Below are 21,763 nucleotides of genomic sequence, written 5' to 3'. Positions count from 1 at the left end.
TTTTAATATTAAATAATTAAAATATACTTCAAAATCAAAATAGAAAAAATTATTAAGTTTAGTGAAAAAACACTGTACTTAAGCAACATCTCTATTATAAGGATAGACCTACCCTTTGTGAATAAAACTCGATATTCCGCAAATACTATCCGTAGTATAAGCCTGCTTCTTACCCAGCTTGTACCTCTTCCCATTAAAGAGTAATTAAAACGGGTTACGCTATATAAAAGCATAACCCGTTTTTAATGAAATATTTTATTCCATATACGTTTAAACAATGGAGGAAAAGGATGAAACATATTGTTGCTTTATTAATTAAATACACAGCGATAACTGCAGTATTACTAATCATACTTAGTATCTTTAAAGGCATTTCAATTCCTAGAGTATTACTCATTTCTCTTTTCCTTACAGGAGCTGCCTATTTAATCGGAGATCTCTTCATTTTACCTAAATACGGAAATATGATTGCTACAATAGCAGATGTCGGCTTAAGCTTCTTCGGAATTTGGTTACTAACATCCTTGTTTACTAATTTAGATGCTACTCGTAATATTGGACTTTCTTCATTTATAGCCGCTTTAATTATTGGTGGAACAGAAATTTTCTTCCACATTTATATGAAGAGGTTAGTACTGCGTAACGAGAATACATTAAGAAATCACAATCATATTCAGCATGATAACTATGCTATGGAAATGTCAAATGAATATATAGATTCTTCTACAATAAATAAATCCAAGCTTGAGGATACATCTAAAAAATAAAAAAGTGGCAAATGCCACTTTTTTATTTTTGTTTATTAAGCTTGATCAGAGTTTTTCACATGTAACGGAGGTGGTACTACCCATCCTTTTTTCTTACTTAAACGCAGCAAAGTTACACCTGCTTGCGCTTTTTTCATATGAAATTGTCCAAATAGCATGCCTACATCTTCTCGAAGACATTTTCCCATCACTTGACTACATGTGACAAGTCCAGCTGCTAATCCTGTAGAAACAGCTGCTGCTATTTCAACATCATTAATACGCGCTCCTGGAGGAATGTCTTCAATAGATGCAACTGGTCGTTCTGGAGGCGCAGGTGGTAAAGCAACCCCATTAACTTTTAAAAGCGCCTTTAATTCTTCTATTTCCGAATTCATGTCATTTTCAATTAAGCCTTCTAGAAACTTTTTCAAATCTTCATCACCTGTGTGATTCATAAATACTTGGTGACTTGCAATGGCACCTTGTGCAGCTAGAAGATAACTCCAAATATCAAATACTTCTCCGTAATGTAATGGTTCGTTTTGAGGATTTCCACTTAATATACCCATTTTTAAATTCCTCCCTTTCGAAAATATCATAATAAATATTGATTTCAATATTGAAATCAAATTTTTAAGTATGCTTTTTCCTGCAAAAGATTTTCTACTATGCATGGAAAACACCTTTCCAACACTGCGTGTTTATTGTTTAGGAAAGTAGTTTACAAATAAAATACTCAAAGATTATGAAAGAAGATTACCAATAATCTTTGAGTGAGAATCCATTTACTATAAGGGTTTTTATTTTTACACATATACAAAAGAAATTGATTTACATATCTACTATATTGTATGTCAATTTACTTAGCGGTTAGCTCTACCACCAAGTTGTTGTTCAGCCATTGCTACTAAACGTTTTGTAATTTCACCACCAACAGATCCATTTGAACGAGCTGTTGTATCTGCACCAAGTTGTACACCAAACTCTTGTGCAATTTCATATTTCATTTGATCAAGAGCCTGTTCAGCACCTCGAACTAACAATTCATTACGATTTCCACTATTATTGTTTGCCATATTATTTCACCTCCGATGTTTTTAATATGCTACAGATTATGAAATAATAATTATCCTTTTTATGGGAATTAGTTTATGAATAAATATTGAATTTCTTCTTAAAATAGTGCAGAAGACATAAGAAAGAAGAGTTGCTATAACATACTGTCATAACAACACTATGTATAGATTCCTCTTTACTAAAGATTTCTGTTTTGCCAAGAGATACATATAAAGTGAAACTTTAATCAGCCCTCACCAATCGGGCTTTTACGTGCAGCCCGCCCCCCCCACCTAACTTCTTTGCTTCCGCTGAATTTTGAGGTGGGGATCTTACTGCCCGTTAATGCGGGATAAATTTTGAAAAATGATTCCTAAGGAGATACGAGATGAAAGCTGTAACCTATCAAGGTCCAAACCAAGTACAAGTTAAACAAGTGGATGATGCAAAGTTAGAAAAAAAAGATGATATTATTGTAAAAATTACTTCAACCGCTATTTGCGGTTCTGATTTACATTTATATCAAGGGAACATGCCTTTACCGCAAGGGTACATTATTGGTCATGAACCAATGGGCATTGTTGAAGAAGTTGGTCCAGATGTTACGAAAGTGAAAAAAGGCGACCGTGTTGTAATCCCCTTTAACGTTGCTTGTGGACATTGTTTCTATTGCCAACATGAGATGGAAAGCCAATGTGATAACTCCAATCCTCATTATGATTCTGGTGGATACTTTGGTTATACAGAGAAATTTGGTAACCATCCAGGCGGACAAGCAGAATATTTAAAAGTTCCTTTTGGAAATTTCACTCCATTTGTCATACCAGAATCATGCGAACTGGAAGATGAATCTCTACTGTTTTTATCCGATGTTTTACCAACAGCCTATTGGAGTGTAATAAACGCAGGCGTTAAGCGAGGTGATACTGTTATCGTTCTTGGTTGTGGCCCTGTTGGATTAATGACACAAAAATTCGCTTGGATGCAAGGTGCTAAACGCGTAATTGCAGTCGATTACTTAGATTATCGGATAAATTATGCAAAAAAGATTAACAATGTTGAGGTATTTGAGTTTACAAAATTTCCTGATATGGGAGAACATTTAAAGGAAATTACACATGGCGGTGCCGATGTAGTCATTGATTGCGTGGGCATGGATGGAAAAAAATCACCCCTAGAATTTCTAGAACAAAAATTGAAATTACAAGGTGGAACTCTCGGCCCTATTCAAATTGCTACGAAAGCCGTAAGAAAATATGGAACAGTTCAAATGACCGGCGTTTATGGCGGCAACTATAATGCCTTCCCACTCGGTGCATTTTGGGTTAGAAATATTAATCTGAAAATGGGACAAGCACCTGTCATTCATTTTATGCCAGAACTATTTGAAAAAATAACAAATAAAGAATTTGATCCAAAAGAGATTATTACGCACAAAATCCCCCTTGAAGAAGCGAGCTACGGTTATCAAATTTTTAATAATCGTGAAGATGATTGTATAAAAGTCATTTTAAAACCTTGAAAATACAATTTATTATTATTAGTGCGAAGATAAGATTACACTCCGTAATCTTATCTTTTTTATTAGATTCTAAATAGATATTCCCCCATTTTCATCTCACATCGAAAATAGTTATTTTCGAAAAACTTTGCATTTTGATGCAATACTTTATTGGTAAAAAAATGAATTAAGGTATTAATTAACCAACTAACGGACACGATAACTATGTTAACTAAGTTAAAAAGAGGTGTACTTCAAAAGACTAGAATGCACTTCAGTTTTGTAGAACTGATTGAACCCTTCCTCCATAATTCTAATTATTTCAAAACATCTATTACCTAATTGTTGAATTCAATATTATTTTACAATAAATCTACATATGTCTCGAACGTTAAATATTAAGACTTTACTATCATCCCTTAGTATTATCATGGTTTTTGATAGGGACCATTCTGGCTTTTTTTAATCCTTTCAATTTCATATGTGCTCTCTAGACAAACTCATAATATAGCTTGTTAAACTCTCGCACATGTTTTTTCTCATTTCTTTAATAAGAAGGTCTACTAAAGACCCTCTATTCATCCACCTATGCTATCAAGCTAAGATTCTTACATACCCCAAAAACAAAAAAATACTCTTATAGGGCTGGTGATTTATAAAAATTCAGCTCGTTTTTTCATTTTTGGGGAACAATTAGTTTCTTAAATTAATGGGTATCCCATAAACTTTCATTGGTAGATAAGTCAAGGACTGTCCCGTAGCAGAAGCAGTTAAGTTTTTTTCTAATTCAAATCCTTCAACTGGTTCGATACAAGAAAACTTTTGTAAGAATACCTCTAATACAATTTTCATTTCTAATCGTGCAAGGGGTGCACCTAAACAAAAATGTGGACCACTTCCGAAAGTTAGGTGCTTTTTATTATTTGAGCGATGAATGTCTATAGAAAAAGGATCGCTATACATGTTTTCATCCATATTGGATGCACTCATCCAAGCAATGACTACGTCACCTTTTTTTAACTCAATCCCTAATAGATTATTATCTTTTTTGACCGTACGATCCCTTCTTGAAATATGAAAGCGATATCGAAGCATTTCTTCAACGGCTTTAGGGACTAGATCTATATCCTTTCTTAGTGTTTCATATAATGACTTGTCATCATAAAGCAATGAATAGAATGTATTGGCTATTGCGTGACTAGTTGTTTCAATACCTGCCCCTAAAAGTAACATAGTTGTTTGTACAATCTCATTATCCGTAAGTTTCTCCCCATCCACTTCAGCTCGAATTAAATCAGAGATAATATCATCACAAAGGTTCGAACGTTTGTGAACTACAATAGGATAAAGATATTCAAAATATTCTTTCGCTGCCTTTTGTTTTTGTTGTTCAAGGTCTTCTAACCGTTCTTTATCATATGGTTGGAACAAAATATCAACCCAATTTTTAAACTGACCTTGACCTTGTGCAGGTACACCAAATAAATCACCTATTACTAGAGCAGGTAAAGGGGATGCCAAAGCGTCCACAATATTAATCGTAGAATTTTCTTGTATGTTTTCTACAAGCTCCGTTGCAATTTGTTGAATGCGGGGTTCCCACTCTTTTAAACTGCGAGGAGTGAAAGCTGCTGCCAATAAGGACCGTACTTTTCGATGATCAGGAGGATCAAGGAACGTAATCATTGTTATAGGTGAAGTGTTTTTTTGATTTTTATTATCACCGACAAAAATACCACTTCTAGGCCCTTGACTTGAAAAGAATTCATAATTGGTTAACACCTGCTTAACATCTTCATACTTAAACGCATTCCATGTATTCGTTTCCTCGTGAAAATAAACAGAATGATTGTAAAGCATTTCTTTATACCACTTTAAAGGGAAAAATTCTTCAGTACGCGTCTGGAAATTAGGGATTTCTTGAATTGCAATAACCTCTTTTTTCACTGATATTCCTCCTTAAAAATACAAATTGTATAAATCAATCTATAAATAGTCATATTTGGAGTAAATCTCATTCCTAACCAGCATAAGATAGAAATGATTTACTCCGAATATGATGACTAACAGTTGGTATAAATTTCTTCTTTTTGATTCGGAAATTCAAATGGTTTTAATTTATTTTCTCTGTAGTTACCATCTCTGCGGGAATATTAGATTCTAATTCGGAAGCCTGTTTAACTTTCTTTATAAAGAAGGAAAGTATTAATCCGATGATACCAATTCCAATGATGACAAGATAGGCGTCATTAATCCCCTGTATAGCGGCTGCTGTAACAAGCTCTTTTTGATTCAACCCTTTAGCTACTGCGGTAGGAACCATATCCTGCAGATGTGATTTCGTACGACTCGTCATCACTGTCACGAGAAGCGAAGTACCGACAGCACCGGCAACTTGACGAATCGTATTGCTTATCGCTGTTCCATGTGCATTTAACCTTTGTGGCAATTGATTTAGACCAGCAGTCTGAATCGGCATCATCATTAAGGCCATACCAATGCGACGCCCTGTTGACATGAGAATCAAATAGATATAACTAGTGGAATCCGTCAAGTTGATAAAACCCATTGTTGTAATAATGGTAATTGTCATTCCAGTAATAGCTAACCATTTTGCACCAAAGCGATCAAATAGCTTACCGGTAACTGGCATAAGGAATCCCATGACCAGCGCACCAGGAAGAAGCAGAAGACCCGACTCAATGGCTGTGAAACCACGCATATTTTGGAGGTATAACGGGAGTAACATCATATCTGCATACATAATCATAGTAATTGCGATATTAATGATTGTTGTTAAAGAAAACATATTGTATTTAAATACACGTAAGTCCAGCAATGGATTTTGTGATCTTAATTCCTTCCATGAAAAGAGGACAAGGGCTAGGATACCTACAATAATCGTACCTGCTACCTCTATATCTGACCAGCCAAGGCTTCCGGCCTGGCTGAAACCATAAATTAATGCACCGAAACCAATGGTAGAGAGAATAACGCTTAGGATATTAAGTTTTGTCTTGATTCGGTCGGATACATTTCGGAGATAAATGAATCCGAGCACAATGACAAGGATAGCAAATGGAATCATTCCGTAAAACATCGTTTCCCATTTATAGTTATCAATAATGTATCCGGCAATTGTAGGACCAATTGCTGGCGCAAAAATGACGGCAAGCCCCACCATTCCCATAGCCGCTCCTCTCTTTTCGCGAGGGAAGATGGTCAAAATAACATGCGTAAGCAATGGCATAATGATTCCTGCACCGGCTGCCTGAATCATACGTCCAGTTAACAAGACAGGAAATCCTGTTGCTACAGCTGAAACAATGGTTCCAGCTAGAAATATAAGCATGGAAGTTTGAAAGAGTTCACGTGTGGTAAAACGTTGCATTAAATAAGCGGTAATAGGAATCAAGACGCCGTTTACTAGCATGTAACCGGTTGTTAACCACTGGGCTGTTGTAGCCGAAATCTTAAATTCAACCATAAGTTCAGGAGTAGCGACACTCATGAGTGTTTGGTTTAATGTTGCAAGAAAAGCACCTAAAATCATAATAAACATAATAGGTCCTTTTTTTATCGAATTGGGGACTGTTTTAGTCTGATTATACAATTCTTTCATATCCTTTCTAATTTTAACGTAGACTTTTTTTACAAAGTGTTGAATAATTTACACTATATAAATTACATTATTATAGATTATTATGACAACAGACAATTTCTTAATAACTGTCTATTAGTTATCACTTCTTATGATTTCTGTTAATAAAGTCTAAGATAATAGACACAACTTAGAATATTGTAAATTTCTAATTAATAGGAAAGGTGATTAGATATGACAAACCATCCAAAGTCCCGTGTAGACCCTCGAATCATTCGTACACGCCAGTTAATAAAAGCGGCTTTAATAGATCTTCTACAAGAGATGGAAATTAGCAAAATAACAGTTAATAAAATTGCAGAACGTGCAACCATTAATCGTGTTACATTCTATCTCCATTATCGTGATATTCATGACATGTTGGAGAAAATGGCACAGGAAATGGTCGAGGATATTGAGAAGATAATGATAAGCACGGAAAACCTCTCAGATTCCTCTGAGGATATAGAATGGTTAAAACTCGTAGACCTACTTGAGTACATTGCTGATAATGCTAAATTCTATAAAGTAGTTCTTGGTTCTAGACGAACACCGATTTTTACAGAACGCTTGTTAAATACACTTTCAGACAAAATAACAGAGAGAACAGAAAGTCACCCCTTTCTCGTTACTAAAGACATTCCAAAAGACATTGTTATTTGGTACGGTTCTTCAGCTTTAATTGGAACAATTGTAAAGTGGTTACATAGGGACATGCCGTATACACCACAATTTCTTGCCAAGAAGTTGTATGTACTTTTTAAATCAAGTAATAAAGAAGTTTAAGTTGGTATGGATTAAAAATCACTTACATAAATCTGAAAGCTACAATTGCCTAGATCTATCGAATAAAAAATTCATTTACGCCATATAAGGTTACGTTAAAGTCGTGCGTCTAGCTCCAAAAAGATTAGCCAGCACTCATACCCAAAAACAAGGGGAAAATACAATAAAAAACACTAATCTTATGTAAGATTAGTGTTTTTTATTGATGACCTTTGTTTATAGAGATACAACAAAACCAATAATACTGATAGTTAAAAATGTATAACCCATTGGTAATAAATAAAATGATTGTATAACCAACAAAATGTCCGCTTTTTATTATTGTCCGTTTAAAATGCTTATTGCAAGATTTGCTTCCATCGCTACTTTACTCAATAATAAATTCGAAGCAATACCAATCGTACTTTCAATTCGCGTACGTTCATATATTTCTCTCTTAAATTTTAAATGCGAACTCGCACGGATTACTCGCAAACAAATGAATGCTTGCGGTCATATCCATGAAAAACTCATCGATACTATATTGATGAAAATCTTCCAGCGCAACATACTTTAAAGTTAAGCCTGATATGTAAGTTGAACATTTCATATACGTATGTATAATCAGATTCACAATTATAATATCCGGCCGCTTCGATATTTCGTACAACCTTGCCATCTTCTTAATTCCTAATGATTTTAATAGCGGTGTTGCTGCTAATACGATTGATCCACTGCGGTTTACATCTCCTACGACAGCCAATTTTGTATATCGGGGATCAAGTCCTTTTTTTAATACATGATACGATTTGGTAAAAGAGAATAATCATATAAGCTTATCACTTCTTGCAAAAAACATAAGTTCCTTTTAAAGATATTCCCATGAAAATTTTGGTTAAAATAACCGTTACTAAAATCTTTTTTAGAAAACCTTAAAGAATTCCCCTCTGTATTCATAGGCATTGTTTTCTATACCGAAAAGTATAAATAGATACAAGGAGAAACAACTAAATTCTTCGTGAATAGGTACAGTATTTTAGAACTCATTTTTTAGTATTCAAGCAAAACCCTGTATTTAAATAGATATTTTCATAGTAGCCATATACTTATATAAGAAAGGGATTGAATTTATGCACAATCTTAATTTCATTTGCGAACAATTTGCTACAATACTTAAAGGGAAAAGTAAAATAAGTCAAGGTGGTTGTTCGGTGTCTTTTCACCGCGATTTTAAAGTACTTGTACAAGGAAAACAAAGTACCTATGTAGTACCCGTCGGAGTAAGTTTTGAATCGTTGGATCAAAATGGTAATGCATTAAATTTAGGCGAAATTGCTATTCTACAAGAAGAGATTCCTGCATTTATGAAATCAATTGTACAACAAGGAATTATTGTAAGTGCTTTACATAATCACTGGCTGTACATGAATCCCTTAATTATGTATATTCATATCCAGTCGATAGAGCCCCCATTACATTTTGCACAAAAGTTAGCCAATTCTTTTTTGTCCTTAAGCAGCTATCCTATCGCTAATAATGAGGGGCAATGATTGGTGTTTAGGGTAATTACATTTTCTATATGTGTGAACATAATAAAATGATTTCACTTTGTGCCCAAAAGTAAAAAAACTACCTATCAAATTTTTAGATAGGTAGTTTTTGAATCTATTAAAGTAAAAGTACTCTACTATTTTATAAAATACTATTCTCTAAACAAAAATACAGATTTTCAATTCACTGTGGCTTGCTTATCCCATATATTCCTCTAAAGTTAGTTTTTCCTTATATATTTTTTCAGCAACCTCTCCTATATAGCGTGAATATGCCAAGGCTCATACACATAACCAGTTATATTTCCCTTTGAATAACGAATGATGTACCCTGCCCAATGCGCATTTTCTTTCATCCATTGTTAAGCCTGTTTTATGTTTGCTATGTCCCGTTTTTTCAAACAAAGACTCCCTGTACGTTCAGGATATCAACTTTTGTTTACTTCACTTTTTTTCTACACTCTGCATCTAGGCGGTATATCCATTGACCACGGTAAGATTTATTTCAAACCCACAAAAAATAGATTACCTGCACACGAAAAAGTATAGCGTACAGGTAATCTATTTGTTTTTGAGATTAATAAAAAACTAATTTATTTTTTGAATTCTTCCATCAATAACAGACTGAATTGGTTCTTTTGATTTTTTTATATAATCTACTAATGCTTCAAAATCAGTTGGTCCTGTTTCAGCATCTTTCCCGTTTTTAAAGGATACAAATCCATCTCCACCTGAAGCTAGAAATGCGTTCGCAACGACGCTGTAAGTTTTAGAAGGAATAATTTCTTCTCCATTTGTTAGGCGCACACTTGTTACTTTTTCTCCATTAGGTTTGTTTGCATCCCAAGTGTATTGGATCCCTGAAATTTGAAGCATTCTTGTTATGTCTTTTTGCCATTGTTGATTTAAAATATCACGAATATCTTGACCCGTTAAATTTACTTTTATTAATTGATTTCCGAATGGTTGAATACCATATATCTCTCCCCATGTAATATCACCAGCATCTAAGTCATTACGAATACCACCAGGATTCATAAGTGCAATTTGAGATTGCATTGTTGCACGCTGGGCATCAGCAACTAAATTTCCAAGAGTAGATTCACCAGCCGTATTTAGTTTACGATCTAGCGGAGCAATAGACTTACCTACAACTTCATTAACAAGAGGTGCGATTTTTGCTTGATATTTCTCCATCTTCTTCTTTATTTTTTTATCAGGCTCTATGCCTTCATGGTAAGTTGTAACAATTTCTGCTTTTTTCTCAACAATATCTTGTGTTTTACGATCAATCTTTACATCAACATCAGCAAAAGCCATACCGTAAGAATTTGCTTGTACGACAAGTTTATTATTAACAGTTCCATTTACATACGTGTGGCTATGCCCACCAAAAATAACATCGACTTCTGGATCAGTCTGATTTGCTAATCGGACGATATCACCATTTGTTACGCCGTTCCCATCTGTTGTACCTCCGTTATGCGCAAGAACAACGATAGATTTAACGCCTAGTTTTTTTAATTTCTTTACGGATTTGTTAATAGCTTCAACTTCATCTGTAATTTCTACATTCTTTAGCATAGTAGGCATAACAAGGTTAGGCACATCCGTTGTTACGACTCCGATAAATCCAACAGGAACTCCTTGTACCTTTTTTATAGTGAATGGTGGTAAAAATAAACGACCAGTGGATTTATTATAGAAATTTGCGGCAACATATGGGAATTTTGCACCTTTAAATTTCCCTGTTTTCTCATGGTATCCACCATAAATAAGGCGGTTCATTTCCTCAACACCTTCATCAAATTCATGATTTCCTATCGTTCCAACATCGAATTTCAAATCATTTAGAAATTCAATGGTAGGTTCGTCTTGTAATAATGCTGAAACAGGAGTACTTGCTCCAACAACATCGCCGGCATGTACCTTTAATGTATTTGGATTTTGTTTTTCGCGATCACGTAAATAAGACCCTAAGTACTCAATTCCCCCTGCATCTTTATTGTTAATTTTTTTTACAGTATCTAGTTGCCCATGAAAATCGTTAATACCGAGCATTTGTACATCTATGTAGCGGTTTGGTTCTGTACTTGCTTGGGCTGAAGGCACAGCGAATACACTAGTAAAAGTAACTGTACTTATTGCTAAAGCAACTGGAATGATTTTTTTCAACATAAAATTTCTCTCCCCTAATTAAAATCTTACATAATACAATGTTATTTTAATATATTAAGAGGATTATTTCTATAAAAATTCTACTAATTATAAAAATTAATAAGATTTTATTATTTCCCAACAAAACACTATTTACTCAAAAATGTGAGGATGTAAAACGACAATTTTAAGAAGGAAATGATTATTTGTAGGCTCTATCCTACACTTTTGGATTAGGATATAAAGGCCCCACTCAACTTAAGAAAATTCACTACCCAAAATAAGAAAATGTGCATTTCTTTGTTTTGAGGATTCTTCAAAATATTATCTTGATAGTAATATAACAATACTTCTAAGAGACTAAAAAACTCTAATCCATACATGTTAGCTGTTAAGAAGCATATTCAATCCAAAACTAATGGATATTTATAAACCTAACTCAATATCACCATTTAAAAATGAATAAAAATTTCATTATGGAAGATTTCGATTCTTTAAATTGATTACAGTGGTGCACTACGCCGCATTCAAAAAGATGCTCCTGGATTTATCCAAGAGCATCTTTTTAAATGCTTTATTTTACTTGTTTATAATTTATCAATTAACAATTATATAGTTGTAATCAGTCCTTTAAAAATAATAGGAGCGCTTCATTAAATTCTTTAGCATGCGTTGCATTTAGCCCATGTGGACCACCCTTTATTAATGCTACTTTAGAATTAGGAATTGCTTCATGTGTTAATTTCCCACTATATTCAAATGGTACAGTTGCATCTGAATCACCGTGAATAATAAGAGTAGGTATATTAAACTGCTCCAAGTCTTTTCTAAAATCTGTCATACTAAAGGCGGTAATACAATCAAGCGTTCCTTTAGGTGATGCACTGGCTGCAATATCCCAATTATATAAACGGAATGGCTCACTAACTAAATCTGTTCGATTACCAGCCGCGAAAAATCCCTTAGTAAATTCATCAAGAAATGCAAGGCGATCATTTATCACACCACTTTTGAATGCTTCAATTGTTGCATCATCTAACGCCCCTTCAGGATGATCCTCTGATTTGTATAAATATGGAGGAACTGCCCCAGCAAAAACAGCCTTTTCAATACGATTTGTTCCATACGTACTAATATACCGTGCTACTTCGCCTCCACCCATAGAAAAACCAACAAGTGTGACATTTTGAAGCTCTAAATGTTCTAATAGTTGATGTAAATCAGAAGTAAAGGTATCATATTCATACCCTTCCCACGGCTGAGATGATTTTCCAAAACCTCGACGATCATATGTTATCACTCTGTATCCAGCCTCAACAAGAGCGGGAACTTGGTATTCCCAAGATCGACCACTTAACGGCCAACCATGAATAAGTACAACTGGTTTTCCTATACCATAATCCTCATAATATATCTCAATTGGTGCTTGGTTTTCGGTTCCTACAGTAATTTTTGCCATTGTCCTACCTCCTTTAATATGTACCCTTCTCTTCAATAATCCGGATAAATCTCATAACCTATTTATGCTTATTTATAGTGTGAACTCTATTGTTCCGATGAATTCATTTTCTGTTTATGGACGATTCCCCATCTCCTACCTTTTTCATCACGAAGTATTTGCTGAACACTCCTCCTGTTCAATTCTAATAACAAAAATAGGTGACTATCAATATCATTCTATCTATAGAATGTATAGATAAAATCAATCTATTTTACAGTAAAAACAACTATAGTTACGACCTATACAAATTATAGATAATTCGGAATTGATTAATGAATCAGTTTTCAAATACTATAAATTTGTATAGCGCTTCATGTTCCGTGAATGCTGCTATAACCAATATTATTGGTGAGCTTAGTTATAAACGAAGAAATTTATGATAGTATTCGACTATTTAAACTTTCTTCGATTACTTAATTTTTAGGAGGAATACATAATGACTGATCTCTATTCTCGTATTAACAAAGATGATGCTATCGTGCTTTTAGTAGATCATCAAACTGGTCTTATGTCCGGACTAGTACGTGACTATGGTGTTGATGAATTCAAGAACAATGTTTTAGCTCTTGCTCATACTGCTAAGTTTTTTGATTTACCAGTTATTTTAACAACAAGTTTCGAAAACGGGCCTAATGGACCTTTAATGCAAGAATTGGTTGATCTCTTTCCTCATGCACCAAAAATAGCTCGACCTGGACAAATTAACGCATGGGATAATGATGATTTTGTAAAAGCAATTGAAGAAACTGAAAAAAAACAACTTATCATCGCAGGCGTAGTTACGGACGTTTGTGTTGCTTTCCCGGCACTTTCCGCTATAAAAGCTGGATATGAAGTATTTGCTGTTACTGATGCTTCAGGAACTTTCAGCAAACAAGTTGCAGATGTTGCCAATACGCGTATGGCACATAATGGTGTACAACTTATGAACTGGTTTAGCGTAGCTTGCGAATTACAACGCGATTGGCGCAACGATGTCGAAGGTTTTGGCAATTTGCTTGCTAGTAATCTTCCAGGCTATCAAAATATAATTGGAAGCTATAGGGGAGCTCAGCGAGATCTTAGTAAACAAAATGCATAAATGTATCTCAAGGAAATAGCTTTAAATCACCTTTTTTAAAGTAGATAGTATAAATTTAGTGCTGATTAAATCAGCACTAAATTTAAATTAAAAAGTATAGTAGAGCTTCAATTGACAGAAGATACATTACTTTCAATAAACAATTGAAAAAGGAGCGTTTTATTATGAGTAATTTAGAATTGTTAAATCCGGAGAACAGTGCCTTAATTTTGATTGATTTTCAACCTCAAATGACTTTTGGAGTTGCAAGTATTGATAGACAAACATTGATTAATAACGTTATGCTACTTGCTAAATCAGCAAAAACTTTTAACGTACCTACTATTCTTACTACAGTTGAAACACGTAGCTTTTCTGGTTATTTTTGGCCACAAATTCTTGATATATTCCCAAACCATGAAATTATAGAACGTAGTTCAATGAACTCTTGGGAAGATCCGAAATTTGTTGAGGCAGTTAAAGCAACCGGTAGAAAGAAATTAATATTTGCAGCACTTTGGACTGAAGTTTGCCTTGCATTCCCTGTGCTTGAAGCAATTAAAGCTGGCTATGAGGTGTATGCAGTTGATGATGCTTCAGGTGGTACTAGTTTGACAGCACATAACGCTGCTATGCGTCGTGTAGAGCAAGCTGGTGCAATTCCAGTGACAGCCATTCAAGTTTTACTTGAATACCAACGTGACTGGGCACACAAAGACACTTATGATGCTGTAATGGAGATTGTAAAGGAACACACTGGTGCTTATGGTCAAGGTGTAGAATACGCATATACTATGGTGCATGGCGCGCTCCCAAGCAGAAAAATATGAAACAAGAAGGCGTAACTGTCGAAGAGACTCATACAGAGAACACAATGGATGCTACTGATCCAGTAACAACGATTGTTACATGGGAAATTCAACAAGGGAAAGAAAAACAGTTTGAAACATGGAGACATGAAATCGAAGCTGCCGCTACTAAATTCCCAGGGCATTTAGGCGTAAACCTAATAGTCCCAAGTAACGAATCCAGAGAGTATACTGTTATTTTTCGCTTTGATACGTATGAGCATCTACGTGCTTGGCAACAATCAGATGTTCGCCGAGATTTGCTAAAAACGGCAGAACAATTTCAAGTTACTAATCCAACTTACAAAACTGAAAGCAGTTTGGCTTATTGGTTTGTTACTCCGAAAACACCAGTTCCACCGCCAAAATGGAAAATGTCTATCGTTACCCTTCTGGGTGTATGGCCTCTTAGCATGTTAGTTCCTAAATTGATAGGACCTATTATAAAACATATGAATCCTATTATGTCGGCTTTTTTTGTTTCTGTATGTATAGTGTCCTTGCTATCATGGGTAGTTATGCCGATTTTCGGTAAATTATTTCATCCATGGTTACAAAATAATAGGAAGTAGACGAGGTGTGAATATGAATGTACCGGATATGATTTTATATAACGGAAAAATTACTACCCTTGATCCCTCTCAACCTGAGGTATCTGCTATCGCCATAACTGATGGTTTAATAACTGCAGTAGGTGGAGATGAGCTTCTTAATAGTGCCACAGAAAAAACAAAAAAAATAGACCTTAAAAGAAAAAGAGCTATTCCAGGCCTGAATGACTCTCATATACACGTTATTCGTGGCGGTCTTCATTATAATATGGAATTACGATGGGAAGGTGTGCCTTCAATTGCCATTGCTCTTGAAATGCTCAAAGAACAGGCAAGGCGTACACCTGCTCCTCAGTGGGTAAGAGTAGTTGGAGGTTGGTCTGAATTTCAATTTAAAGAGAGACGGATGCCAACTTTGGAAGAGATTAACGCTGTTTCTGAAGACACCCCTGTCTTTGTGCTACATCTTTATGATAGAGCACTTGTAAATCGTGCAGGGCTTCGTGCACTGGGATACACAAAAGATACCCCAGACCCTCCAGGTTGTTTAATTGAGCGAGATAAACGAGGTAATCCAACGGGCCTTTTAATTGCGAATCCTAACGCTTCTATTCTTTATTCAAGTTTGGGTAAAGCTCCCATACTTAATTTTGACGATCAGATTAACTCAACTCGCCATTTTATGCGCGAATTAAATAGATTAGGTATTACAAGTGCCATTGACGCAGGTGGCGGTTTCCAAAATTACCCTGACGACTACAGAGTTGTTGAACATTTAGCCGAGAAGGAACAATTAACTTTACGTATTGCTTATAATCTATTTACACAAAATCCTAATCATGAATATGAAGACTTTGCTTCATGGGCAAAAATTGTTTCTCCAGGTCAAGGAAATGATAAGTATAAAATGAATGGTGCCGGAGAAATGTTAGTATTCTCTGCAGCTGATTTTGAAAAATTTCAAATGCCACGGCCCGAACTAGCTACGATGATGGAAGCTGACTTAAAGAAAGTAATTTCTCTATTGGTGGAAAACCGTTGGCCATTCCGTTTACATGCAACTTATGACGAATCAATAACACGTTTCTTAAATGTATTTGAGGAAGTCAACAAAGAAATTCCTTTTAATGGTCTACGATGGTGGTTTGACCATGCAGAAACAATCTCAGATCGTAGTATGGAACGTGTTAAGGCTTTAAATGGCGGTATTGCCATCCAAGACCGCATGGCTTTTCAAGGTGAATACTTTGTTGATTTATACGGAAAGGAAGCTGCAAAGCGTACTCCTCCGATTTATCGGATGTTAGACCTAGGTATACCTGTTGGCGCCGGTAGTGATGCAACTAGGGTTTCCAGCTATAACCCTTGGGTTGCTCTTTACTGGATGGTTGCCGGAAAAACCATTGGTGGGCTTTCCATATACGATGAAAAAAATAAACTTGATAGAAAAGTAGCCCTGGAATTATATTCAAAAGGAAGTGCGTGGTTCTCTGGTGATGAAGGTAAAAAAGGTACCCTTGCAGTAGGTCAGTTTGCTGATATTGCTGTATTGTCTGCTGACTACTTTACTGTGCCAGAAGAAGAAATTAAAGACCTTGAATCATTACTCACAATTATGGGCGGGCAGGTTGTTTATGGAAATGATGAATTTAAAAATTTATCACCTGAATTGCCGCCAGCATCACCTGATTGGTCACCGACGGGAGTTTATGGTTATGGTGGCGCTAACCTAGCCCACACTATACTTTCTCACACTTCTCATGATAACAAGTTACATAGTTGCAGTAACCCTCTCCATCAACACACTCATACCGTAATAGGAAAAGATGGAACTAAATGGGGTATTGGTTGTACTTGCTTTGCTTTCTAAGTCAAAACCACCGGTATAATGCCGGTGGTTTTCTTTCTACAATAAGGATATGTAGATTCAATATAGCAATGTATATCCATAATGGGACTATACGATAAGAGCGAAGAGTTGATTGATTAACTTGACTTGTTTTTGACAGCCTTCTCTTCTTGTAAAGTCCGTCCTTTTTTCCTTAATTAAAAGTCAGTGGTATCCCCTTTTGATCGACTACACCATACATATAAATCCACTACCCTTTGACTTTAATATAGGTCTCATCTCAAGACGTATAGATTTTTTCAATTGTTACACTAAAATCATTATTATACTAATACCTTTTGAGGGTTATTTAACTTCTGCATAAAGATACGTGCTGCAAAACTTAAAAATTTATCGTCAAAGTGAATAAGATTAATATCTTGCCTTGGTGTTGGATCAATAATACGAACTATGCTCAAAGTATCATTATTAACAAAATCAACCAGTGAAAGAGGTATTATGGCAACCCCATGACCATTGTATACAAGGCTCAATAGAGAAATAGAAGATTTTGTTTCTATATTTGCTTCAGATAAAGATAACCCTAAACTCTCACAATATATTTTAATAGATTCACGACAACTACATGAAACCATTATTCTACTCAGTCCTACTAATTCTCTAAAAGAAACAAATGATGTTTCATTCAAAGGATGATTTTTTGGAATGACAAGGACAAGCTCTTCGCTATACAAAAGGGTACTTGTTAATGTGTCTGGAATTTGAGCACTACGCGTGATGCCTATATCAATATTTTTATCAACGATTTGATTTACAGCAACTTCGGATTCTATAATTTTTACAACGATGTTGGGATAATGTTGTTGAAACTTCATAATATAAGGTGTTAAATAAGTGAGGTCCTCTAATAAACCTCCTATAGTAATTACACCTCTTTTTACACCCTTTAATTCAAAAATTTCATTATAAACGTCATCAAATTGTTGCATGATAAATTTTCCTTTATCAAATAGCAGCTTACCCGCTTCTGTCATTTTGATACCTCTTCCAACTCGATGAAACAAAGGTGTATCAAGTTCACCTTCTAACACACGGATTTGTTGACTTAAAGTCGGCTGTGAAATACCTAGAACTTCCGCAGCTTTAGTAAAACTATTATTATTACAAACTTGAATAAAGTACTCTAAATGACGTAATTCCATTCTTGATACCCACTCCCACTCTCCGCTTTATGAAAGATTTATAATGACAAGGACAATATGTATACGTTATGCATAACAACTATCTTTCCTACTATATCAATTGCAATTACATAATTTCTTTATTTTGTACTACAATACATTTACTACTATTTATTAATTTTCCCTCCTATTTATTTAATTTATATTTAATTAGGATATTACTAAACAGAAATAACATCTAAAAACTTACACTTTCTGTGCGTAATATCCTAACTTTTTCAACTGTTTACTTATCATTTTTTCTCAATATAGTCCAAACTACCAAATATTTGCCGAATCCCCTCTTTATGCTGAGGAAAAATTAGTGTCACCAATTCAATACTTTCTGAAATAATTGATGCATACGTGACACGGCGGTCTTTAGGACATGGTTTCACCTCTTCTTTTCCAACCTATCCACTACATACGTGATACAAAAACTTGCAAGTAATATTTTGTCCCCAATTTTTTTATAGGCTGATCAGCTTTACTGTATAGTAGCTCAAGCACTGCAAATTCAGTTGCATTAAGTCCATAAATTTTTAAATCCTTTTCAATACGTTTAGTGATTGGCTGTAATTCCCTTGATAATATAACAATTAACTTTAAAGATAAGCTCTCATCCTTAATCACGCTCACAATTACCAATCCTTTACAAATTATCTCGAATTCGAGATTTATTATATTATCGTCAAAATATTATGTCAATCATTCATTTTAGCTTTATCAAGCCACTTATAATTTATTTCTCAACATAAGACATATGGAATTAGAAGAAAACAATTGCTAATATATAAGTATCTCAATTACGTTATTTCTTTTAAAGAGAGCTTGTTTTTAATCGCAAGTTCTCTTTTTCCATATTCTAAATTGGATTCGAACAAATTTCAGATGATGAGACTGCCCCATGTATATGCTATAGTTTTTAAACAAAGATTACTAACCATATATCTATCATATTTTTTATAAACTGGATTAATTAGATTTAAAAAAAGACTTCTTTTTCTTTACTCGTAATAAATCACCTGTCCATCCTTTGACTCGCATATACAAATACATACCCCCTGTTGTAAAAATAATAAATAAGAGAGCGATTAAATAGCTATATTTCCATTCCAGTTCAGGCATATATTTAAAATTCATCCCCCACAATGCTCCTAAAGCCGTCAAAGGCGTACTTACAGCAGTTAATACAGTAAGAGCTTTCATAATTTCATTCCCACGATGAGAAGAAACAACTTCTTGTAAATGAATCATCGTGTCTAATTCTTCTTGGTATTCTTTAACGAGTTGTAATCCACGCTCTAATTTTACGTGTGTTTGTTTATAGCAAAAGGTGTTTGTTAAGTTTTCTAACCAAGCTTCCTCCAAGCCTTGTAACACTTCTTGTATTAAGCGAAACACATGTGTGTTCATAAATAATTCATGACGAATATGGTAAATTCTTTCTAAAACTGCTATGTTATTATGATGATAAAAATCCCATAACACATTTCTGAAATTGTTTTCAAAGTAGTCAACCTTTCGTAAATAGTGAGATATAAATATTGATAAGATCGCACATACTCCTTCAGCGGAACTATTACAATTTTTTATACTCATAGGGAAATTATGTATTAATTTTTGGAAATCCTCTTCCTCTTTTTCCTGGACCGTTATCAGTATTCCATGAGCTACGAAATAATGAAGAAAGTTTTGGATTTTGGCGTCCTTTTTATCTTGATCATATAAAAACGAACCATATACACAAGTTTGACTTGGTGATAACGTATAAACATATAATCCATTTTCACAAGGAGAACTTATTTTTTTTACAAATTGAGAGAAATAAGATGTTACATCACGAGGGATTATAGAAGAAAGTTTTTCAAGTTCACTAGTTTTTACATGATACCAATCCCATTTCGGCATTTTTATGCATTCCATATTATTCTTCCTTTCTGAATAGTTTTATGTTTGATCAAATAATATCCGTAATATGAAATTTATATGTAGGTATTCATGTCTTGGAGGAAAAGTTTTTAGATCCTCTAAATTACAAACTAATATATAGGAGGTCTTCTTCTGTTACAAGGAAGACCCCCTATATATTAGTTATTTGTATTCTCAATTTTAAACATTTCCTCTATACAAGTACTTTTTATCTTTTCTTATTGATATGTGGAAAAGAAGCCACATACTTTGGCGCGTCTATTCAACGAACTACATTCCGGTCGTTATTATAATTTAGATTCATATGCAGATTGATTGGTGATGTCGTCAAATACTTGACTTCCAATCATGTAGTATCCATGAAGTGCAGCCTCTTTCGAAGCGTCTACCATACGGAAAGAAGAAATTTCATCTTGCATTTTTTCAATTCGTTTTTTGTGGAGATCTACTATTCCTCCTGTCCAAATAATAGTGTCATACTGGTCTAACTTAAATTGTTCTTGTAATACACGTATTACGTCTTGGAAGTGTGTATCCAACTCTTTTTGAATCAAAGTATAAACCTGACTTGTCTGAGGATTTTCTTCTCGATCCCCATATCCTTTTTCTAATATGTTTGGCATGTCGTTAATATGCAAGTGATCACTTTCCCCTGCATGATTCTGCACGATATTCTTAATATTTTTCAAAGGCTTGCTACATCCTAGTTCCGTCTCATAATGATTTAAAATGACATTCTGTTTCATATCTGTCATTTCTAATGTACGAAATCCACCATCAATAATTAAGATACGATCTCGTTCCTGAATAATTCCCTCTTTTAAGAAATAGGCATGTAAAGCGACTGGTTGCTGAAGAATCAAAGCATTTTCAACCGTAATATTTATAAATTTCCCATCAATTTGTACGGAAGTTTCTTTTTTTAGTGCACGTTGTAATTGCTCATGTTGACTACCAAAATAAGTAACGGGAAGCCCGGTAACAACTAAAGGTAACACGACATTTTCTTTATAATCCTTTGCAATGCAACCAAATATTTGTTGTTTAAACTGTTCGCTTTCATAATAATTTTCTATTTCTTCGTCAAATGGAGGAAGAAATGAAGCGTCAGATTGATGCGCTTCATTTCCCATGTAGTATGCAAAGTCTAAGTCTATAAAACTTACCTTTGTTAAATCTTCACTTTCAGCATGATTAGGTACAGGGGCTAGTGTGGAAGCTTCACTCTTAATCGTCACCTCAGAATCTACATCCTGTCGATATGCCCGCTTAGTAAAGCCAATTCCTACATCAATTGCATACAGAGATTTCATACTTTTTTCCTCACTTTCTCTTTTTAGAATTAAATCTAAGCACTCTCTTCTTTCCCTTCTTTCATATATTT

The 21,763-nt window shown here is 34.5% G+C and carries 17 protein-coding genes and 3 pseudogenes; 8 read left to right on the top strand and 12 right to left on the bottom strand.

Features of this window, described 5'->3' with window-relative positions; genetic code table 11:
• The first annotated feature begins 290 nt into the window (after nucleotides 1-290).
• Nucleotides 291-767, top strand: a complete 477-nt coding sequence (locus MR083_RS08845) for a YndM family protein (protein ID WP_088106667.1) — start codon at nucleotides 291-293, stop codon at nucleotides 765-767.
• 35 nt (nucleotides 768-802) lie between these two features.
• On the opposite strand, the gene MR083_RS08840 is transcribed toward MR083_RS08845, so the two are convergent.
• Together MR083_RS08840 and sasP are read right to left on the bottom strand one after the other, a co-directional pair.
• Nucleotides 803-1,318: a DUF3231 family protein gene (locus MR083_RS08840; protein ID WP_000512121.1), complete on the bottom strand. Its 516-nt coding sequence runs from the start codon at nucleotides 1,316-1,318 to the stop codon at nucleotides 803-805.
• Between the two features lie 294 nt (nucleotides 1,319-1,612).
• Nucleotides 1,613-1,825 (bottom strand): small acid-soluble spore protein, SasP family, encoded by a 213-nt coding sequence (gene sasP, locus MR083_RS08835; protein WP_000002833.1) that lies wholly within the window; start codon nucleotides 1,823-1,825, stop codon nucleotides 1,613-1,615.
• A gap of 368 nt (nucleotides 1,826-2,193) precedes the next feature.
• On the opposite strand from sasP, the gene MR083_RS08830 reads away from it, so the two are divergent.
• Nucleotides 2,194-3,327 carry a zinc-dependent alcohol dehydrogenase gene (locus MR083_RS08830; protein ID WP_000649081.1) on the top strand — a complete coding sequence of 378 codons (1,134 nt, stop codon included), beginning with the start codon at nucleotides 2,194-2,196 and terminating at the stop codon, nucleotides 3,325-3,327.
• 672 nt (nucleotides 3,328-3,999) lie between these two features.
• Here MR083_RS08830 and MR083_RS08825 read toward each other — a convergent pair.
• Both MR083_RS08825 and MR083_RS08820 read right to left on the bottom strand, forming a co-directional pair.
• On the bottom strand, nucleotides 4,000-5,253 hold the full coding sequence (locus tag MR083_RS08825) for a cytochrome P450 (protein WP_242268995.1): 1,254 nt from the start codon (nucleotides 5,251-5,253) through the stop codon (nucleotides 4,000-4,002).
• Between the two features lie 166 nt (nucleotides 5,254-5,419).
• Nucleotides 5,420-6,868: a DHA2 family efflux MFS transporter permease subunit gene (locus MR083_RS08820; RefSeq protein ID WP_242268993.1), complete on the bottom strand. Its 1,449-nt coding sequence runs from the start codon at nucleotides 6,866-6,868 to the stop codon at nucleotides 5,420-5,422.
• A 273-nt stretch (nucleotides 6,869-7,141) separates the two neighbouring features.
• On the opposite strand from MR083_RS08820, the gene MR083_RS08815 reads away from it, so the two are divergent.
• Nucleotides 7,142-7,732 (top strand): TetR/AcrR family transcriptional regulator, encoded by a 591-nt coding sequence (locus MR083_RS08815; RefSeq protein WP_242268990.1) that lies wholly within the window; start codon nucleotides 7,142-7,144, stop codon nucleotides 7,730-7,732.
• A 354-nt stretch (nucleotides 7,733-8,086) separates the two neighbouring features.
• On the opposite strand, the pseudogene MR083_RS08810 reads toward MR083_RS08815, so the two are convergent.
• A pseudogene (locus MR083_RS08810) lies at nucleotides 8,087-8,512 on the bottom strand (Y-family DNA polymerase); the annotation flags it as partial.
• Between the two features lie 329 nt (nucleotides 8,513-8,841).
• Here MR083_RS08810 and MR083_RS08805 point away from each other — a divergent pair.
• Entirely contained in the window at nucleotides 8,842-9,261 is a 420-nt protein-coding gene (locus MR083_RS08805) for a DUF1259 domain-containing protein (RefSeq protein WP_242268987.1), read from the top strand.
• Nucleotides 9,262-9,459: 198 nt separating this feature from the next.
• Here MR083_RS08805 and MR083_RS08800 read toward each other — a convergent pair.
• The 3 genes and pseudogenes from MR083_RS08800 to MR083_RS08790 all read right to left on the bottom strand — a co-directional run.
• A pseudogene (locus MR083_RS08800) lies at nucleotides 9,460-9,623 on the bottom strand (D-alanyl-D-alanine carboxypeptidase family protein); the annotation flags it as partial.
• A gap of 226 nt (nucleotides 9,624-9,849) precedes the next feature.
• Complete coding sequence (locus MR083_RS08795; protein ID WP_242268984.1) at nucleotides 9,850-11,439, bottom strand: bifunctional metallophosphatase/5'-nucleotidase; 1,590 nt, start codon at nucleotides 11,437-11,439, stop codon at nucleotides 9,850-9,852.
• 601 nt (nucleotides 11,440-12,040) lie between these two features.
• Nucleotides 12,041-12,877, bottom strand: coding sequence for a bromoperoxidase (locus tag MR083_RS08790; protein ID WP_242268981.1), 837 nt, complete (start codon nucleotides 12,875-12,877; stop codon nucleotides 12,041-12,043).
• Nucleotides 12,878-13,355: 478 nt separating this feature from the next.
• On the opposite strand from MR083_RS08790, the gene ycaC reads away from it, so the two are divergent.
• The 4 genes from ycaC to MR083_RS08770 all read left to right on the top strand — a co-directional run bounded on the left by ycaC (nucleotide 13,356) and on the right by MR083_RS08770 (nucleotide 17,248).
• Nucleotides 13,356-14,000, top strand: a complete 645-nt coding sequence (gene ycaC / locus MR083_RS08785) for an isochorismate family cysteine hydrolase YcaC (RefSeq protein ID WP_242268979.1) — start codon at nucleotides 13,356-13,358, stop codon at nucleotides 13,998-14,000.
• 164 nt (nucleotides 14,001-14,164) lie between these two features.
• Nucleotides 14,165-14,809: a hydrolase gene (locus MR083_RS08780; RefSeq protein WP_000067162.1), complete on the top strand. Its 645-nt coding sequence runs from the start codon at nucleotides 14,165-14,167 to the stop codon at nucleotides 14,807-14,809.
• A complete protein-coding gene (locus MR083_RS08775) occupies nucleotides 14,806-15,399 on the top strand; it encodes an antibiotic biosynthesis monooxygenase (protein ID WP_000806865.1) in 594 nt (197 codons plus the stop codon). Before MR083_RS08780 ends, MR083_RS08775 begins: the two co-directional genes overlap by 4 nt.
• A gap of 13 nt (nucleotides 15,400-15,412) precedes the next feature.
• On the top strand, nucleotides 15,413-17,248 hold the full coding sequence (locus MR083_RS08770) for an amidohydrolase (RefSeq protein WP_242268976.1): 1,836 nt from the start codon (nucleotides 15,413-15,415) through the stop codon (nucleotides 17,246-17,248).
• A gap of 302 nt (nucleotides 17,249-17,550) precedes the next feature.
• On the opposite strand, the gene MR083_RS08765 is transcribed toward MR083_RS08770, so the two are convergent.
• The 4 genes and pseudogenes from MR083_RS08765 to MR083_RS08750 form a co-directional block, all read right to left on the bottom strand.
• Nucleotides 17,551-18,429, bottom strand: coding sequence for a LysR family transcriptional regulator (locus MR083_RS08765; protein ID WP_242268975.1), 879 nt, complete (start codon nucleotides 18,427-18,429; stop codon nucleotides 17,551-17,553).
• Nucleotides 18,430-18,654: 225 nt separating this feature from the next.
• A pseudogene (locus MR083_RS08760) lies at nucleotides 18,655-19,086 on the bottom strand (MarR family winged helix-turn-helix transcriptional regulator).
• A 336-nt stretch (nucleotides 19,087-19,422) separates the two neighbouring features.
• Nucleotides 19,423-20,373 (bottom strand): magnesium transporter CorA family protein, encoded by a 951-nt coding sequence (locus MR083_RS08755; RefSeq protein ID WP_242268973.1) that lies wholly within the window; start codon nucleotides 20,371-20,373, stop codon nucleotides 19,423-19,425.
• Between the two features lie 293 nt (nucleotides 20,374-20,666).
• Nucleotides 20,667-21,692: a ParM/StbA family protein gene (locus tag MR083_RS08750; protein ID WP_242269045.1), complete on the bottom strand. Its 1,026-nt coding sequence runs from the start codon at nucleotides 21,690-21,692 to the stop codon at nucleotides 20,667-20,669.
• Nucleotides 21,693-21,763 lie beyond the last annotated feature (71 nt).

Origin of the sequence: Bacillus cereus group sp. BfR-BA-01408, from assembly GCF_022663305.1 — a bacterium.
GTDB lineage: Bacteria > Bacillota > Bacilli > Bacillales > Bacillaceae_G > Bacillus_A > Bacillus_A pacificus.
The sequence above is the reverse complement of the archived record's forward strand: the minus strand, read 5'-3'. Positions and strand labels throughout refer to the sequence as shown.

What these genes read in the sequence shown, in the direction of transcription:
- MR083_RS08775 (WP_000806865.1), top strand. Translation starts at nt 14,806, where the DNA reads ATGAAACAAGAAGGCGTAACTGTCGAAGAGACTCATACAGAGAACACA.
- sasP (WP_000002833.1), bottom strand. Translation starts at nt 1,825, where the DNA reads ATGGCAAACAATAATAGTGGAAATCGTAATGAATTGTTAGTTCGAGGT.
- MR083_RS08780 (WP_000067162.1), top strand. Translation starts at nt 14,165, where the DNA reads ATGAGTAATTTAGAATTGTTAAATCCGGAGAACAGTGCCTTAATTTTG.
- MR083_RS08815 (WP_242268990.1), top strand. Translation starts at nt 7,142, where the DNA reads ATGACAAACCATCCAAAGTCCCGTGTAGACCCTCGAATCATTCGTACA.
- MR083_RS08765 (WP_242268975.1), bottom strand. Translation starts at nt 18,429, where the DNA reads ATGGAATTACGTCATTTAGAGTACTTTATTCAAGTTTGTAATAATAAT.
- MR083_RS08770 (WP_242268976.1), top strand. Translation starts at nt 15,413, where the DNA reads ATGAATGTACCGGATATGATTTTATATAACGGAAAAATTACTACCCTT.
- MR083_RS08790 (WP_242268981.1), bottom strand. Translation starts at nt 12,877, where the DNA reads ATGGCAAAAATTACTGTAGGAACCGAAAACCAAGCACCAATTGAGATA.
- ycaC (WP_242268979.1), top strand. Translation starts at nt 13,356, where the DNA reads ATGACTGATCTCTATTCTCGTATTAACAAAGATGATGCTATCGTGCTT.
- MR083_RS08820 (WP_242268993.1), bottom strand. Translation starts at nt 6,868, where the DNA reads ATGTTTATTATGATTTTAGGTGCTTTTCTTGCAACATTAAACCAAACA.
- MR083_RS08805 (WP_242268987.1), top strand. Translation starts at nt 8,842, where the DNA reads ATGCACAATCTTAATTTCATTTGCGAACAATTTGCTACAATACTTAAA.
- MR083_RS08795 (WP_242268984.1), bottom strand. Translation starts at nt 11,439, where the DNA reads ATGTTGAAAAAAATCATTCCAGTTGCTTTAGCAATAAGTACAGTTACT.
- MR083_RS08845 (WP_088106667.1), top strand. Translation starts at nt 291, where the DNA reads ATGAAACATATTGTTGCTTTATTAATTAAATACACAGCGATAACTGCA.
- MR083_RS08840 (WP_000512121.1), bottom strand. Translation starts at nt 1,318, where the DNA reads ATGGGTATATTAAGTGGAAATCCTCAAAACGAACCATTACATTACGGA.
- MR083_RS08750 (WP_242269045.1), bottom strand. Translation starts at nt 21,692, where the DNA reads ATGAAATCTCTGTATGCAATTGATGTAGGAATTGGCTTTACTAAGCGG.
- MR083_RS08755 (WP_242268973.1), bottom strand. Translation starts at nt 20,373, where the DNA reads ATGGAATGCATAAAAATGCCGAAATGGGATTGGTATCATGTAAAAACT.
- MR083_RS08830 (WP_000649081.1), top strand. Translation starts at nt 2,194, where the DNA reads ATGAAAGCTGTAACCTATCAAGGTCCAAACCAAGTACAAGTTAAACAA.